The organism is Rhizobium sp. CF142 (assembly GCF_000281145.1).
Lineage (GTDB): Bacteria > Pseudomonadota > Alphaproteobacteria > Rhizobiales > Rhizobiaceae > Rhizobium.
Map to the genome: position 1 here is coordinate 12,822 of NZ_AJWE01000105.1, position 13,562 is coordinate 26,383.

Below are 13,562 nucleotides of genomic sequence, written 5' to 3' on the forward strand. Positions count from 1 at the left end.
ATGCGCAAGCTGATCGCAGGCAACTGGAAAATGAACGGTCTCATCTCCTCCCAAGCTGAGATCGAGGCGCTGAAGGGACTAACGGGCAGTGCGACGTGCGATATCGTCGTCTGCCCGCCCTTCACGCTGATTGATCGCGCAGTGGAGCGAGCCAAGGATTCGAACCTGGTCATCGGCGCGCAGGATTGTCATGCGCAGCAGTCAGGCGCCCACACAGGCGACGTTTCTGCCGAAATGCTGGCCGATATCGGTGCGCGTTTTGTCATCCTCGGACATTCCGAGCGCCGTGTGTCTCATGGCGAAGATGATGAAATCGTCCTTGCAAAGGCGGTCGCCGCGCATCGGGCCGGCTTGATCGCGATTGTCTGCGTCGGTGAAACGCGGCGTGAGCGCGACGAAGGAAGGGCGATCGAAGTGGTTGATGGGCAGCTGCAGGAATCGGTCCCTGAGGGTGCTACCAGCCGAAATCTTGTCATAGCCTATGAACCCGTCTGGGCAATCGGAACCGGACTGGTGCCGACCAACGAACAGATCGAGGAGGTCCACGCCGCAATCCGGCAGATGCTCGAAGAGCGGCTGGGCAGCGATGGCCATTCGGTCAGGATCCTCTATGGCGGCTCGGTCAAGACATCCAATGCAGAGGCGATATTCGGGCTTCGCAATGTGGACGGAGCGCTGGTCGGTGGCGCTTCGCTGAAGGCCTCGGAACTCGCAGGAATTATTTCGGCAGCCGTTTGAACTCTGAGTGCGGAGACAAGTGTCGCCGGTGCAGATCGGTGCGCTCACGCCGGCCCCGTTGAAAGGAAAAGAGAATGCAACGTTTTGAAAACAAGACCGTCGTCATTACCGGTGCAAGCCGCGGCATCGGCGCTGCGATCGCCAAACGCTTTGCGCGCGAAGGGGCCAATCTCGTCGTCTCCGCCAATGAGGAGAGCGTGCATGGCGTGGCCGAACAGATCAAAGCCGATGGCGGAAAGGCGATCTCCTTCGTCGGCGACGTTACCGACAAGGCGAGCGTCAAGGCACTCTATGACGCTGCCGAGCAGGCATTCGGCGCTGTCGACGTCTCCATCCAGAATGCCGGCGTCATCACCATTGCCCGCATCGAGGATATGACCGAGGGCGAGTGGGACAAGGTCATGGCGGTCAACACCAAAGGCGTGTTCCTCTGCGCCCAGGAAGCGATCGCCCGCATGCGCAAGCACGGCCGCGGCGGACGTATCATCAACACCGCCTCCGGCCAGGCACGCGACGGCTTCATCTACACGCCGCATTATGCCGCCTCGAAGATGGGCGTCGTCGGCATCACCCAGAGCCTTGCCAAGGAAGTCGCGACCGACGGCATCACCGTCAACGCCTTCTGCCCGGGCATCATCGAGACCGACATGTGGGCCTATAACGACCAGGCATGGGGCAAGCTGCTCGGCAATTACGGCCCCGGCGAACTGATGAAGGAATGGGTCGAAGGCATCCCGATGAAGCGCGCCGGTTCCGGCGAAGACGTCGCCGGCCTAGTCACCTTCCTTGCCAGCAACGATGCGGCCTACATCACCGGCCAGACCATCAATGTCGATGGCGGCCTCATCATGTCCTAGCTCTGTTCGACAATAGGAAACGGTGCTTTCACCCCTGCGAGACAATTCCCGCGGCGAGATCTGCACCCAACCTCTTGCAGAACAAGGCCTTCATCATCTATCTAAGTAATGTTCTCAGGGCGGGGTGCAATTCCCCACCGGCGGTATCGAGGCAACTCGGAGCCCGCGAGCGCCTTCGTGAAAGCGAAGGGTCAGCAGATCCGGTGAGATGCCGGAGCCGACGGTCATAGTCCGGATGGAAGAGAGCAACGCAGAGGACACCGCTCGGCACGCGGTGTTTCATATGCTTGTTCGCCCAAGGGAAAATGGTGGCTTTTGACAAGCCATGTATGCCGCTCACGCGGCTAACCCTTGAAAGGCAGAGAAATGGCAATTTCCAAAATCGAAGATGCGATCACCGCGATTGCGCGTGGAGAGATCGTGGTCGTCGTCGACGATCGCGACAGGGAAAACGAGGGCGACCTCGTTATCGCATCCGAGGCAATCACCCCGCAGGCGATCGCCTTCATGATGAATTATGCCCGCGGCCTCATCTGTGTGGCCATGGAAGGCGAGCGGCTGGACGAATTGCAGATCCCGCAGATGGTCCCCAACAATACCGAACTTTTGAAGACGGCTTTCACCGTGTCGGTTGACTATATTCCTGAAACGACGACCGGAATCTCGGCGGCTGACCGCGCCGCAACGGTTCGCGCACTCATTGCCGAGACTTCCCGCCCCGAGGATTTTGCGCGGCCCGGCCATATCTTCCCGCTGCGTGCGCATCCGAACGGCGTGCTTTCTCGCCCCGGCCACACCGAGGCTGCTGTCGACCTCGCAAGGCTCGCAGGCCTTTCTCCGTCGGGTGTCATCTGCGAAGTGGCCAATGATGACGGCACGATGGCGCGTCTGCCCGAGCTCGAGCAGTTTGCCGAGCGGCACGGCCTCCACCTGATCACGATCGAGGATCTCATTGCTTATCGAGGCGTGAGCGCGCCTGTTAAGGCCGCCTAAGCGCGCTAGCCCTTGGCGTGGTAATGCCACAGTAAGCCGAGGTCATGTGGGTGCCGTTTGCGTAAGGCACCCGCGCTCCGCCATGGATAAGCAGCGTGAGCTATTGGCTTAAAGAAGACCCGATCGCTCGGGTCTTCGATGTTTCAGCATGCCGTCAGATGACGAGTGCTAGCGCCGGCCCCTGATCGTCTGCCTTGCGTTCCTGGCCGGCCGTGCCTTCCAGGCTCTCGGAGGCCAGCAGATTGAACTCCCGACGTTCTTTCTCCGATACGATCGCGAGATCAATGACCTTCTGCAGATTGGCGGCGTGGCGGAAGGTGGGATCGTCCTGCTTTCCGGTCCTGACCGCTTCGGCAAAGCGCTGGTAGTTGGTCAGCGCCGCCGGCACCTCGATGTCACGCCAGGTGGCGCTTTCAATATCGTCACCGAAGCAGCCGCGAAGATCTGAGCCGTCAGGACGATGGATGACTTCGAGGCTGCCCTTCTCGCCATAGATGCGCAGCTTCAGTTCGTTGAGATGACCGGTTGCCCAGCGTGTCGCATGGATGACGCCAAGGGCGCCATTGGCGAAATCGACCGACATGGTGAAGCTGTCATTGGCATCGAGCATATATTCGCCGATCTGGCCGCCCGGCGCCTTGTTGAAGGTCTTCAGCCGCGCAAAGACATGGTCGATATCGGTCGCGGCGCCATAAGCGGCGAAATCGAGGATATGGATGCCGACATCGCCGAGCACGCCGTTCGAACCGTGACCGGTGGACAAACGCCACAGCCAACGCGATTCCGTGCGCCAGTCACCCCAGGCGCGCGATACCAGCCAGCTCTGCAGATAGGAGGCCTCTACATGGCGGATGGTGCCAAGTTCGCCTGCCAACACCATCTCACGGGCGCGCTGCAGCTGCGCGACGTTGCGATAGGTGAGATTGACCATGTTGATGACGCCGGCGGCCTCAGCTGCTTCCGTCATTTCGAGAGCGTGCGCATAGTTTTCCGCCAAGGGTTTTTCGCAGAAGACGTGCTTGCCGGCAGCAATCAAAGCCAGGCTGGTTGCGTGGTGGACACGGTCGGGCGTGACGTTTGTGGCCGCATCGAATCCACCCCAGGCGATCGCCTCTTCAAGCGTGCTGAAGCGTTTTTCGATGTTGAAATGATCGGCGAACTCATCGAGCCTGGTCCGATCCGTATCGACGGCGCCGACCACCTCCACGCCATCGATGGTGAGGAAGTTGGCAACCTGGTTTTTCGCCATCATGCCCGTACCTAGAACGAGTAGACGCATTTGCTCTTCTCCTCAGCGGTAACCGGCTTCGCCGGCCTGATGCAGTCTCGGGCCGCGTTCGACGATCGGCTCCAGTGCCTTCTCTACCGGCACATTTGGGGCATCGGTGATGCTCTTCAGATCGCCCTGCGGGTTATAGGCCCACTTCACGCCGTTGATCAGCACCTTCTGCACTTTGGCATCATGATAGGTCGGATAGGTTTCGTGGCCGGGACGGAAATAGAAGATGTTGCCCGCACCACGGCGCCAGGTCAGGCCAGACCGGAAGACTTCGCCGCCCTGGAACCAGGAGATGAAGACCGTTTCCAGCGGCTCCGGCACGGAGAACTGCTCGCCGTACATTTCTTCGTTTTCCAGTTCGAAATGCTCGCCGAGACCGGCCGCGATCGGGTGGCGCTGGTTGATCGTCCACAGACGCTCGCGCTCGCCCGCCTCGCGCCATTTCAGCGCACAGGGCGTGCCCATCAGCCGCTTGAAGATCTTCGAGAAATGACCGGAATGCAGAACGAGCAGACCCATGCCTTCCCAGACCCGCTTGGCGACGCGCTCGACAACGATATCGGAGACGGCGCCATGATCCTTGTGACCCCACCAGGTCAGAACGTCGGTCTCGGCAAGCCGGGCTTCGCTCAGGCCGTGCTCAGGCTCCTGCAGTGTAGCGGTCGTGGCCGAAATCGCCGGATCGGTGTTCAGCGCCTTGGCGATCGCGGTGTGCATGCCCTCGGGATAGATCTCCTGGACAATGGCGTTGGTATTTTCATGGATGTTTTCACCCCAGACGATGGTGCGAATAGGCAAGTTTCTGCTCCTTTGCAGCAAGTGGCGGACCGGAACCGATGGGAAGCGGTCGGATCCTGTTTGTTTGATTGGTGGTCAGGCTGCGCCCTTGAAAGGGACCTTTTCGAGCGCGCGTCCGGATTGGTCGAAACGGTGAATGCGATCCTTGACCGGCGACACGCCCAGCTGCTGGCCGGGCTCGTGGCTTGATACGCCGGTTTCTCGAACGGTGAGCGGTTCGGCCGAGCCGATGTCGAGATAGACGAAGCTGTCCGAGCCGAGAATTTCTGAGTGGATGACGGTGCCCGTCCAGGCAGGATCCTGATCTCTAAACTCGATATGTTCGGCTCGCACCCCGATCGTGTGGGCACTATAGGGAGCCGCGAACGGTCCGGAGAGGAAATTCATCTTCGGCGAGCCGATGAAGCCGGCGACGAAGATTGAGTTCGGGGTTTCGTAGAGTTCGATCGGCGTTCCGACCTGTTCGACGACGCCATCGCGAAGAACGCAGATGCGATCGGCAAGCGTCATGGCCTCGACCTGATCGTGAGTGACATAGATCATCGTGGTGTCATGCATGCCGCGGTGGAGCTTGGCGATCTCCAGCCTGGTGGCGACGCGCAACGCAGCATCAAGGTTCGACAATGGCTCGTCGAACAGGAAGACCTTCGGGTCACGAACGATGGCGCGGCCAATGGCGACGCGCTGGCGTTGGCCGCCCGAAAGCTGGCGCGGCAGGCGCTCCAGATAGGGTGAGAGCTGCAGCATGCCGGCTGCCTGTTCGACGCGCGCCTTGCATTCTTCCCTGGTCCGGCCGGAGAGCTTCATGCCGAAGGCCATGTTTTCGTAGACCGTCATATGCGGATAGAGCGCATAGGACTGGAAGACCATCGCGATGCCGCGCTTCGACGGGGAAAGACGATTGACCGGCTGACCATCAAAGGAAAGCGTGCCTGACGTTATGTCCTCCAGTCCTGAGATCAATCTAAGCAAGGTGGACTTGCCGCAACCGGATGGGCCGACGAAGACCATGAACTCCCCCTTCCGGATGTCCATGCTGACGCCCTTGATGACTTCGAATGCCCCGAAGCTCTTGCGGATATTGTCTAATCTAATTTGTGCCATATCTCGCTTTCCTCAGCCTTTGACGCCGCCGGCGGTCAGCCCGGAAATGATCCGGCGTTGAAAAATAAGAACAAGGATGACGACGGGCACGGTAACGATGACCGATGCCGCCATGATATTGCCCCAGGGGATTTCGAACTGACTGCCGCCCGAAAGGAGAGCGATCGCTACCGGCACCGTCCGTTGCGCATCCGACGAGGTGAAAGTCAGGGCGAACAGAAATTCATTCCAGGCCGTGATGAAGGCGAGCAGGCCGGTGGTGACCAGGGCCGGCCACATCAGTGGCATGAACACCTGCGTGATGATGACCCAGGGGGAGGCGCCATCGACGATGGCCGCTTCCTCGATCTCGATCGGCAGATCCCGCATGAAAGTCGTCAGCACCCACACCGTGAAAGGCAGGGTGAAGATCATATAGGAGAAGATCAGCGCGAAGGGCGTGTTGAAGATGCCGACCCAGCGAATGAGTTCGAAAAGCCCCGCCAGCACCGCAATCTGCGGGAACATCGAGACAGACAGGATGGTGAGCATCAAGAGTGCCCGACCCCGGAAATGCACGCGGGCAAGCGCGTAGGATGCGGTCACGGCGAGCAGCAGCGAAGCGGCAACCACGAGGCATGCAATGAACAGCGAATTGCCGAGGCTGCGAATGAAACTGCCTGTCGTCAGCACGCCGGTATAGTTTTCCAGCGAGATCGAGGTCGGCCAGTAAGTGACCTCGAAGAGCGCGGTGCCGGCTTTGAAGCTTGTCAGGATCGCGTAATAGAACGGGAAGACCGCGATGATGACGATGACCGTGACCAGCAGATAGAACAGTGTATTTTTCGTGGCTGTGAGCAGCATCAGCGTTCGCCTCCGCCGAGATTGACGCGTCCGAGCCAGATGTAGAGCACGGTAACGGACGCGATGATGAGAAAGAGAACAGTGGAGGCGGTTGCGCCATAGGCGAACTTGTCGAAATCGAAGAGGTTTTCGCGCGCCATGACCGACATGGTCTTGGTCTGGGCGTTGTTCGGTGTCAGCACGTAGATCAGGTCGAAGATGCGCATGGCATCGAGCATGCGGAAGATCACGGCGACCATGATTGCCGGGCGGATCAGCGGCAGGGTAAGACGCCAGAACACTTTGATGGGGTTGATGCCGTCGATCTTTGCGGCTTCGTAAATATCGGCCGGAACCATCTGCAGGGCGGCGAGGATCAGCAGCGCCATGAAGGGCGTTGTCTTCCAGACGTCGACGATCAGAACGGCGATCATCGCGGTCTGAGGATCAGCGGTCCACGCGATCTTCTGGCTGATGAGCCCGAGGCTGAGAAACATGTCGTTGAGGATGCCGAACTGGTCGTTGAGCATCCAGGCCCACATTTTCGCGGAGACGATGGTCGGGATCGCCCAGGGAATGAGGATAGCGGCGCGCACGATGCCGCGGCCAACGAATTGCGCGTTCAACACAAGGGCGACGACGAGGCCGAGCGCGGTTTCGATCGTCACCGACAACAGCGTGAATTTTGCCGTGTTCCAGACTGCGCCCCACCAGGCGGGATCAGCCAGCAGTCCTCTATAGATCGTGCGGCCGCTCTTCAGGGTGACCCAGGAGAGGTAATTGTCGAAGCCGACGAACTGGGCATCGCCGAGGTTCGTCAGCGACGCGTTGGTGAAGCTGAAGTATATGGTGCGGAACAGCGGCCAGCCGGCAACGATGGCCAGGATCAGCAGTGTCGGAGCCAGGAAGATCCAGGCGGATCGGACACGTTCCGAGCGCAGATCCGAAGAGATTGCCTTCGTGCGCGCGCCTGTGCTCAGATTTTGGGAGACTGCAACTTCACTCATGGAATATCCGCTTCATGAGACAATCGACGACGGCGTTATCGGAAGCGGCAGCGACGAGATATCCGACGCCGCCGCCTTGATTTGTTACCAGCCGCTGCCTTGCAGCGTCGTCAGATCGGCTTCGAGAAGCTCTAGGTTTTCTTCGGCTGTACCGCTGCCGGAGAGCGTATTGTGCACGGCGGTCCAGAACTTGGCGGAAACCTCGTTATACTTGACCTTGGCAACAGCCGATGGCCGCGGCACCGCGTTTTCGAAGATCGGCTTCCAATTCGGCATGAACGGCTGCGCAGCAGCAATGTCCTTGTCGTCATAAAGCGCCGACAAGGTCGGCAGGTTGGAAAGCTCGATGGCGCGCTGCTTCTGGCTTTCCTTCGACGTCAGGAACTTGACAAGTTCGATCGCCACATCGGGGTTCTTCGAATATTTCGAGACGGCGAGATTCCAGCCGCCGAGCGTCGAGGAAGGCTTGTCGCCTTCTGCGGCAACGGGAAGTGTCGTCACGTCGAACTTGCCCTTCACCGGGCTGTCGGCGCCGTTGCCCAGCGCATAGGCGTAGGGCCAGTTACGCATGAAGACGGCGTTGCCGGTCTGCCAGACACCGCGGGATTCTTCCTCCTGATAGGCGAGCACACCGCTCGGTGAAATCGTGCCGATCCAGCCCTTGGCGCGATCGAGCGCCGCCGCAGCCTTCTCGTTATTGATCGAAATCGTGCCGTCGGTCTCGATGATCTGGCCACCGCCCGAGGACTTGACCCATTCCAGCGCATCGCAGGTCAGGCCTTCATAGGCATTGCCCTGGAAGACATAACCCCAGAGATCCTTCTGGCCGGCGGCGCGTTCCTTCCCCTGGATTTCCTTGGCGGTTGCCTCCATTTCGTCCCAGGTCTTCGGCGGCTGCTTACCATATTTCTCAAGCAGATCCTTGCGATAGAAGAGGGCCGGCGCGTCCGTGTAAAGCGGCATTGCGACCAGGCGGCCGTTCACGGTCTGGGAGGCGACGATCGCCGGGAAAAAGTCGCCGACGACGTCCTTGGTGGCATCCTTCAGGTCGACGAACTGGTCTGCCAGCTGCGGGGCCCAGATAACATCCGTCTGGTAAACATCGACATCCGTGTTGCCGGCTGCGAGCCAGAGCCGATACTGCGAAAACTGTTCCGTGGACGAGGATGGCATGGTGACGATCTTGACCGTATTGCCGGTCGCCTTCTCGAAGGCATCGAGCTGCTTGCGGAACAGGTCGAGGTTCTTGCCGGTTGAGCTCGCTGAAATGCTGATCTCGGCGGCAAAGGCCGGAACTGACGCGCCAATAAGCGCAGCCGCGACGGCGGCCGCTGTGAAACGAAACTTCATTTTCTCCTCCCAAAGACCAAATTGAAATCGATTTGGTTGTGAAAAACTGGCAGAAGCTCGATACCGTGTCAAGGGAGGTTCTTAACTGCGACCTATACTTGTTCGAAAATTCGAAATATCGTTGAAAATCAATGAGAAGTCCCAATGCCATGATTTCCTAATTCGCGCCGGTCTTTATCTGATGGCGGATAAAATTGAAATCGATTTGAGAAAATATAATCGACGGCATAGAATGTGGAATTTGCGAGGCCGATGGTATAGATGCCCGGCAGCGCAGGCGATGAAAGTTATTTCGGTCAATGAAACTCAAAGAGTTCGCAAAACAACTTGGATTGTCTCCAACGACCGTCAGCCGTGCGCTCAGTGGCTACCCCGAGGTAAGCGAGGTGACGCGCGCCCGCGTCGTCCAAGAGGCGGTGCGGCTGGGTTATCGGCCGAACGTCAATGCGGTCAGACTGAAGACCGGCCGGGTTGGCGCCATTGGCGTCGTCATGGGGCGTGCCGGCGAGTTTCATTTCGCGGAATTCATGGCCGGTATGGCGGAGCGTCTTATCACGGAAGACACCGATATCCTGGTCATTCCGATGGCCAATCCCGAATATGATGCCGAGATGCAACTCTACAGACGGCTGGCGGAAAGTCAGCGGGTGGATGCGATCATCGTGCATTCGCCTCGACCCAATGACCAGCGTATCGCGCTGCTGCATGAGCTGGGAATGCCGTTCCTCGTTCATGGCCGTTCAGACATCGACGTGCCGCACCCCTGGCTCGATATCGACAATGAAGGGGCTGTGCGCCGTGCGACTTCGCATCTGATCGATCTCGGTCATACGAGGATTGCGATGATCAATGGCCGCGAGGGCGCAACTTACGCGCTGCATCGCGACATCGGTTACCGCAGCGCCTTGCAGAGCCACGGGATCGAGGTCGATCCGCAACTGATCGCCAACGGCAATTTCACCGACGAGCTCGGTTTCCGCTTTGCGCGGTCATTTCTCGAGCAGCCGAAGCGGCCGACCGCGTTTGTCGCGGGGTCGATGATGACGGCGCTCGGCATTTACCGCGCCGCACGTTCGCTGGGGCTCCAGATCGGCAGCGATGTCTCGGTCATTGCCCACGATGACGTCTTTCCGTATCTGACAGCCGACAACATGGTCCCCTCGCTGTCGGCAACCCGGTCGTCGATGCGTGCGGCTGGTACGCGATGCGCCGATCTCGTCCTGCAGCTTTTGGCCGGGCGTTCGCCGACGGAGATTCACGAATTGTGGCCGGTTGAACTCATCCTGCGCGAGTCCACCGGACCGGTGCGGGCGCCCCGGACCTGAGCGATTGACGGTTGTAAAGCCTTCCTGACATTATCGCGCTGTCTTGTGCGGTCGCCAGGAGCCCGCGCGTCGACATCGGATACGAGGTCGAGTCGGGACCGGCCGCGATATTGTCAGCGATTCACGAAGCTTTGGCCTCGAAAGTGGGGGCGAAATCACCCAGCGATTTTGCCTTCAGGATCGTGCCTTCGATATCCTGCTCCACGATCGCTTCGAGATCGGCAAAGCTGTCGATGACGTAGTAGATCGGCTGGAGGATATCGATCCGGTAGGGCGTCCTGAGCACGCTCAACAAATCGAACGGCCGAAATTCGCATGCCTTGCCTTCCATCGCCGCCTTCGCTTCGCTTGGCGATGAGACGATGCCGGCGCCGAAGCAGCGGCGGCCCTGCGGCGTATTGATCAGGCCGAACTCGACAGTGAACCAGAAGATGCGGAACAGATGCCATGAATAGCCCTTGCCGAGGTGGACTGCTGTCTCGCCGAAATGCCGAACGAAATTGGCATAGCTCTGGTTGGTGAGCATCGGGCAGTGGCCGAAAACCTCGTGGAACAGGTCCGGTTCCTCAATATAGTTGATATGCTCGCGACGGCGCAGGAAGGTTGCGAGCGGGAATTTGCCTTGTGACAGAAGTTCATAAAAGCGCGAGGGTGGAATGAGCGCCGGCACGCCTTCCACGCCGAAGCCGGTGGTCTCGTTCAGGCGTCTGTTCACATCGAGAAGCTGAGGCACCTTGTCGGGCTTCAGCCCTAGCATTATCACGCCATCAAGATATTCGCGGCAGGCCGTATCGGCGAGCAGCTTCATCTGACGCCGGTAGAGTTCACCCCAAATCGCATCCTCTTCAGGGGTATAGGCATAAGAGCCATCAGGGCCGGGCAATTTGGCGGTGTAGCTGCTTTCCTTGGTCATATTCTGATCCTCCCGGGATAGCGTTTCTGCCATTATCCCCCGGATTTGGAGGATTTTCTTTTCTTTCGTGCTGCCAATTGCCATAGTGATGGCAAATATTCCCAAACGTGGTGCGGAAAATGAAAGAACCTGGGAATTTTCGCCGCAAGCTTCTGCAACTTATCCAAGCCGACGGCAGTCTTTCGCTGGCAGACCTGGCGGAAAAGGCCGGCATGTCGCAAAGTTCGGCCTGGCGGAAGATCCAGGAACTGGAAGCCGACGGTGTCATCCGCAAGCGTGTGACACTACTCGATCCCGGAAAACTCGATCTCAAGCTCTGCGTGATCGCGCATGTGACGCTGGAGGATCACCACGAAGAGGCGGTCGCCTCTTTCGCTTCGGTGGTTCTGGAGCGGCCGGAGATCATGGAGTGCTATGCCTTGTCAGGCGCTTTCGACTACATGCTGAAGATAAGGGCGAGGGACGTGGAAAGCTACGAAGCCTTCATGACCCGCCACCTCATGCGCAATCCGCATGTGCGCACAGTCGTATCGAGCTTTGTGCTGCGGGAGCTGAAATTCTCGACCGAACTGCCGCTCTGACGCTTGGTGCCAGATCACCGCGTGCTGTCGCCATGCCAATGACCCGGCATGTGTATCGGAAAGCCTTCGAATGTCTTGAGCGTGTCGAGGACGATCGAGGTCTTTACGTGCTGCACCGACTCGTGGGGTAACAGAACGTCGTTGACGAATTTGGAGAGATCCGCGAGCCCGCGGGTTGCGACCTTCAAGTGATAGTCCATTTCACCGGTCAGCGCATAGGCTTCGAGAACTTCCGGCAGCCCATTGATCAACTGCGAAAATCTGCGGGCATTATCTCTGTTGTGGGTGGCAAGCGTCACGGAGATGACTACCAGCATATCCAGGCCCAGCTTCTGTTGATCCAGATAGGCACGGTAGCTGCGAATATATCCCTCAGCCTCCAGTCTCGTCCGCCGGCGCGAGCATTGCGAGGGTGAAAGCGCGATCCGCTCCCCCAGTTCATTGTTCGTCAATCGTCCGTCTTTTTGAAGCTCCTGGAGCAGGCGCAAATCCAATTTGTCGAGCTGTTCATCCATTGCGCAAAATCTCCAAAATCCTCACGAACCGTGTATAATCTCTTCCTCTTGCATGAAGAATGCAAGAACTTTGCATGCGTTTTGGGCCACACTTTGCATATCAAAGTCCAGTTCCCAGGAGGAAAAAATGGGCCCTTTTCCGCATGATGCGCCGCCCTCAGAAATTACCGCCGACAACCCGGCCGGCACTGACGGATTCGAATTCGTTGAATTCGCCCATCCTGAGCCCGAGAAGCTGAGCGAGCTCTTCACGCGCATGGGTTACATCCCAGTCGCCAGGCACAAGACGAAGGACATCACCGTCTGGCGCCAGGGCGACATCAACTATCTCCTGAATGCGGAAGTCAGCAGCCATGCTGCGCGTTTCGTCGCAAATCATGGTCCCTGCGCTCCCTCGATGGCATGGCGCGTTGTCGACGCCAGACACGCGTTCGATCACGCGGTGTCGAAAGGCGCCGTTCCCTATGAAGGGGATGACAAGGCGCTCGACGTTCCGGCGATTGTCGGCATTGGCGGCTCGCTGCTCTATTTCGTCGAGACCTATGGCGCAAAGGGATCGGCTTACGATGCCGAGTTCGATTGGCTCGGCGAGCCTAACCCACATCCCCAGGGGATCGGTTTCTACTATCTCGACCATCTCACTCACAACGTCTTCCGCGGCAACATGGACAAGTGGTGGGATTTTTACCGCAACCTGTTCAATTTCAAGCAGATTCACTTCTTCGATATCGATGGGCGCATCACCGGTCTGGTGAGCCGCGCCATCACGTCGCCCTGCGGCAAGATCCGCATTCCGCTGAATGAATCGAAGGACGACACGAGCCAGATCGAGGAATATCTGAAGAAATACAAGGGCGAGGGCATCCAGCACATCGCCGTTGGGACGGAAGATATCTACGAGGCCACTGACAAGCTTTCCGACAATGGTCTGCGCTTCATGCCGGGTCCGCCGGAAACCTATTACGACATGTCCTATGAACGCGTGAACGGCCATAGCGAACCTGTCGACCGCATGAAGAAGCACGGCATCCTCATCGACGGCGAAGGTGTGGTGAATGGCGGCATGACGAAAATCCTGCTCCAGATCTTCTCCAAGACAGTGATTGGACCCATCTTCTTCGAATTTATCCAGCGCAAGGGCGACGAGGGCTTCGGCGAAGGCAATTTCCGCGCTCTCTTCGAGTCGATCGAGGCCGATCAGATTAAGCGTGGTGTCATCGGTACTGCGGCGGAGTAAACTCTCGTGGCCACCTCGCGCATCTGAAAAGACGCGCGGCGCC

The 13,562-nt window shown here is 58.7% G+C and carries 14 protein-coding genes and 1 riboswitch; of the genes, 6 read left to right on the top strand and 8 right to left on the bottom strand.

Annotated features, from left to right (window positions below):
- The 3 genes from tpiA (at position 1) to ribB (ending at position 2,588) form a co-directional block, all read left to right on the top strand.
- Complete coding sequence (gene tpiA, locus PMI11_RS24440) at positions 1–738, top strand: triose-phosphate isomerase (RefSeq protein WP_037072029.1); 738 nt, start codon at positions 1–3, stop codon at positions 736–738.
- Between the two features lie 74 nt (positions 739–812).
- Entirely contained in the window at positions 813–1,595 is a 783-nt protein-coding gene (locus tag PMI11_RS24445; protein WP_007822533.1) for a glucose 1-dehydrogenase, read from the top strand.
- A 106-nt stretch (positions 1,596–1,701) separates the two neighbouring features.
- Positions 1,702–1,846, top strand: a riboswitch (FMN riboswitch).
- Between the two features lie 115 nt (positions 1,847–1,961).
- Positions 1,962–2,588 carry a 3,4-dihydroxy-2-butanone-4-phosphate synthase gene (ribB, locus tag PMI11_RS24450; protein WP_007822535.1) on the top strand — a complete coding sequence of 209 codons (627 nt, stop codon included), beginning with the start codon at positions 1,962–1,964 and terminating at the stop codon, positions 2,586–2,588.
- Positions 2,589–2,742: 154 nt separating this feature from the next.
- Here the strand turns inward: ribB and PMI11_RS24455 are convergent, their stop codons facing one another.
- The 6 genes from PMI11_RS24455 to PMI11_RS24480 all read right to left on the bottom strand — a co-directional run bounded on the left by PMI11_RS24455 (position 2,743) and on the right by PMI11_RS24480 (position 8,948).
- Positions 2,743–3,867 (bottom strand): Gfo/Idh/MocA family protein, encoded by a 1,125-nt coding sequence (locus PMI11_RS24455; RefSeq protein WP_007822537.1) that lies wholly within the window; start codon positions 3,865–3,867, stop codon positions 2,743–2,745.
- A gap of 12 nt (positions 3,868–3,879) precedes the next feature.
- Positions 3,880–4,665: a ThuA domain-containing protein gene (locus PMI11_RS24460; protein WP_007822539.1), complete on the bottom strand. Its 786-nt coding sequence runs from the start codon at positions 4,663–4,665 to the stop codon at positions 3,880–3,882.
- Between the two features lie 75 nt (positions 4,666–4,740).
- Positions 4,741–5,769 (bottom strand): ABC transporter ATP-binding protein, encoded by a 1,029-nt coding sequence (locus PMI11_RS24465; RefSeq protein WP_007822541.1) that lies wholly within the window; start codon positions 5,767–5,769, stop codon positions 4,741–4,743.
- Positions 5,770–5,781: 12 nt separating this feature from the next.
- Positions 5,782–6,612 (bottom strand): carbohydrate ABC transporter permease, encoded by an 831-nt coding sequence (locus PMI11_RS24470; protein WP_007822543.1) that lies wholly within the window; start codon positions 6,610–6,612, stop codon positions 5,782–5,784.
- Positions 6,612–7,598 (bottom strand): carbohydrate ABC transporter permease, encoded by a 987-nt coding sequence (locus tag PMI11_RS24475; protein ID WP_007822544.1) that lies wholly within the window; start codon positions 7,596–7,598, stop codon positions 6,612–6,614. The genes PMI11_RS24470 and PMI11_RS24475 overlap by 1 nt, the downstream gene beginning before the upstream one ends.
- A gap of 84 nt (positions 7,599–7,682) precedes the next feature.
- A complete protein-coding gene (locus PMI11_RS24480; RefSeq protein WP_007822547.1) occupies positions 7,683–8,948 on the bottom strand; it encodes an ABC transporter substrate-binding protein in 1,266 nt (421 codons plus the stop codon).
- Between the two features lie 299 nt (positions 8,949–9,247).
- Here PMI11_RS24480 and PMI11_RS24485 point away from each other — a divergent pair, with 299 nt between their 5' ends.
- Positions 9,248–10,273 carry a substrate-binding domain-containing protein gene (locus tag PMI11_RS24485; protein WP_007822549.1) on the top strand — a complete coding sequence of 342 codons (1,026 nt, stop codon included), beginning with the start codon at positions 9,248–9,250 and terminating at the stop codon, positions 10,271–10,273.
- 121 nt (positions 10,274–10,394) lie between these two features.
- Here PMI11_RS24485 and PMI11_RS24490 read toward each other — a convergent pair whose 3' ends face one another.
- Positions 10,395–11,186, bottom strand: a complete 792-nt coding sequence (locus PMI11_RS24490; protein WP_007822555.1) for a phenylalanine 4-monooxygenase — start codon at positions 11,184–11,186, stop codon at positions 10,395–10,397.
- Positions 11,187–11,305: 119 nt separating this feature from the next.
- On the opposite strand from PMI11_RS24490, the gene PMI11_RS24495 reads away from it, so the two are divergent.
- Positions 11,306–11,767, top strand: coding sequence for an Lrp/AsnC family transcriptional regulator (locus PMI11_RS24495; protein WP_007822557.1), 462 nt, complete (start codon positions 11,306–11,308; stop codon positions 11,765–11,767).
- A 14-nt stretch (positions 11,768–11,781) separates the two neighbouring features.
- Here the strand turns inward: PMI11_RS24495 and PMI11_RS24500 are convergent, their stop codons facing one another.
- Positions 11,782–12,282 (bottom strand): Lrp/AsnC family transcriptional regulator, encoded by a 501-nt coding sequence (locus PMI11_RS24500; protein ID WP_007822559.1) that lies wholly within the window; start codon positions 12,280–12,282, stop codon positions 11,782–11,784.
- Between the two features lie 127 nt (positions 12,283–12,409).
- On the opposite strand from PMI11_RS24500, the gene hppD reads away from it, so the two are divergent.
- Positions 12,410–13,519, top strand: coding sequence for a 4-hydroxyphenylpyruvate dioxygenase (gene hppD / locus PMI11_RS24505; protein WP_007822560.1), 1,110 nt, complete (start codon positions 12,410–12,412; stop codon positions 13,517–13,519).
- Positions 13,520–13,562: the final 43 nt, after the last annotated feature.

Bases quoted from the DNA above. Each gene is read 5' to 3' on its own strand.
- hppD (WP_007822560.1), top strand. From the start codon at position 12,410: ATGGGCCCTTTTCCGCATGATGCGCCGCCCTCAGAAATTACCGCCGAC.
- PMI11_RS24470 (WP_007822543.1), bottom strand. From the start codon at position 6,612: ATGCTGCTCACAGCCACGAAAAATACACTGTTCTATCTGCTGGTCACG.
- PMI11_RS24480 (WP_007822547.1), bottom strand. From the start codon at position 8,948: ATGAAGTTTCGTTTCACAGCGGCCGCCGTCGCGGCTGCGCTTATTGGC.
- PMI11_RS24500 (WP_007822559.1), bottom strand. From the start codon at position 12,282: ATGGATGAACAGCTCGACAAATTGGATTTGCGCCTGCTCCAGGAGCTT.
- PMI11_RS24445 (WP_007822533.1), top strand. From the start codon at position 813: ATGCAACGTTTTGAAAACAAGACCGTCGTCATTACCGGTGCAAGCCGC.
- PMI11_RS24475 (WP_007822544.1), bottom strand. From the start codon at position 7,598: ATGAGTGAAGTTGCAGTCTCCCAAAATCTGAGCACAGGCGCGCGCACG.
- PMI11_RS24455 (WP_007822537.1), bottom strand. From the start codon at position 3,867: ATGCGTCTACTCGTTCTAGGTACGGGCATGATGGCGAAAAACCAGGTT.
- PMI11_RS24465 (WP_007822541.1), bottom strand. From the start codon at position 5,769: ATGGCACAAATTAGATTAGACAATATCCGCAAGAGCTTCGGGGCATTC.
- PMI11_RS24490 (WP_007822555.1), bottom strand. From the start codon at position 11,186: ATGACCAAGGAAAGCAGCTACACCGCCAAATTGCCCGGCCCTGATGGC.
- PMI11_RS24485 (WP_007822549.1), top strand. From the start codon at position 9,248: ATGAAACTCAAAGAGTTCGCAAAACAACTTGGATTGTCTCCAACGACC.
- PMI11_RS24495 (WP_007822557.1), top strand. From the start codon at position 11,306: ATGAAAGAACCTGGGAATTTTCGCCGCAAGCTTCTGCAACTTATCCAA.
- ribB (WP_007822535.1), top strand. From the start codon at position 1,962: ATGGCAATTTCCAAAATCGAAGATGCGATCACCGCGATTGCGCGTGGA.
- tpiA (WP_037072029.1), top strand. From the start codon at position 1: ATGCGCAAGCTGATCGCAGGCAACTGGAAAATGAACGGTCTCATCTCC.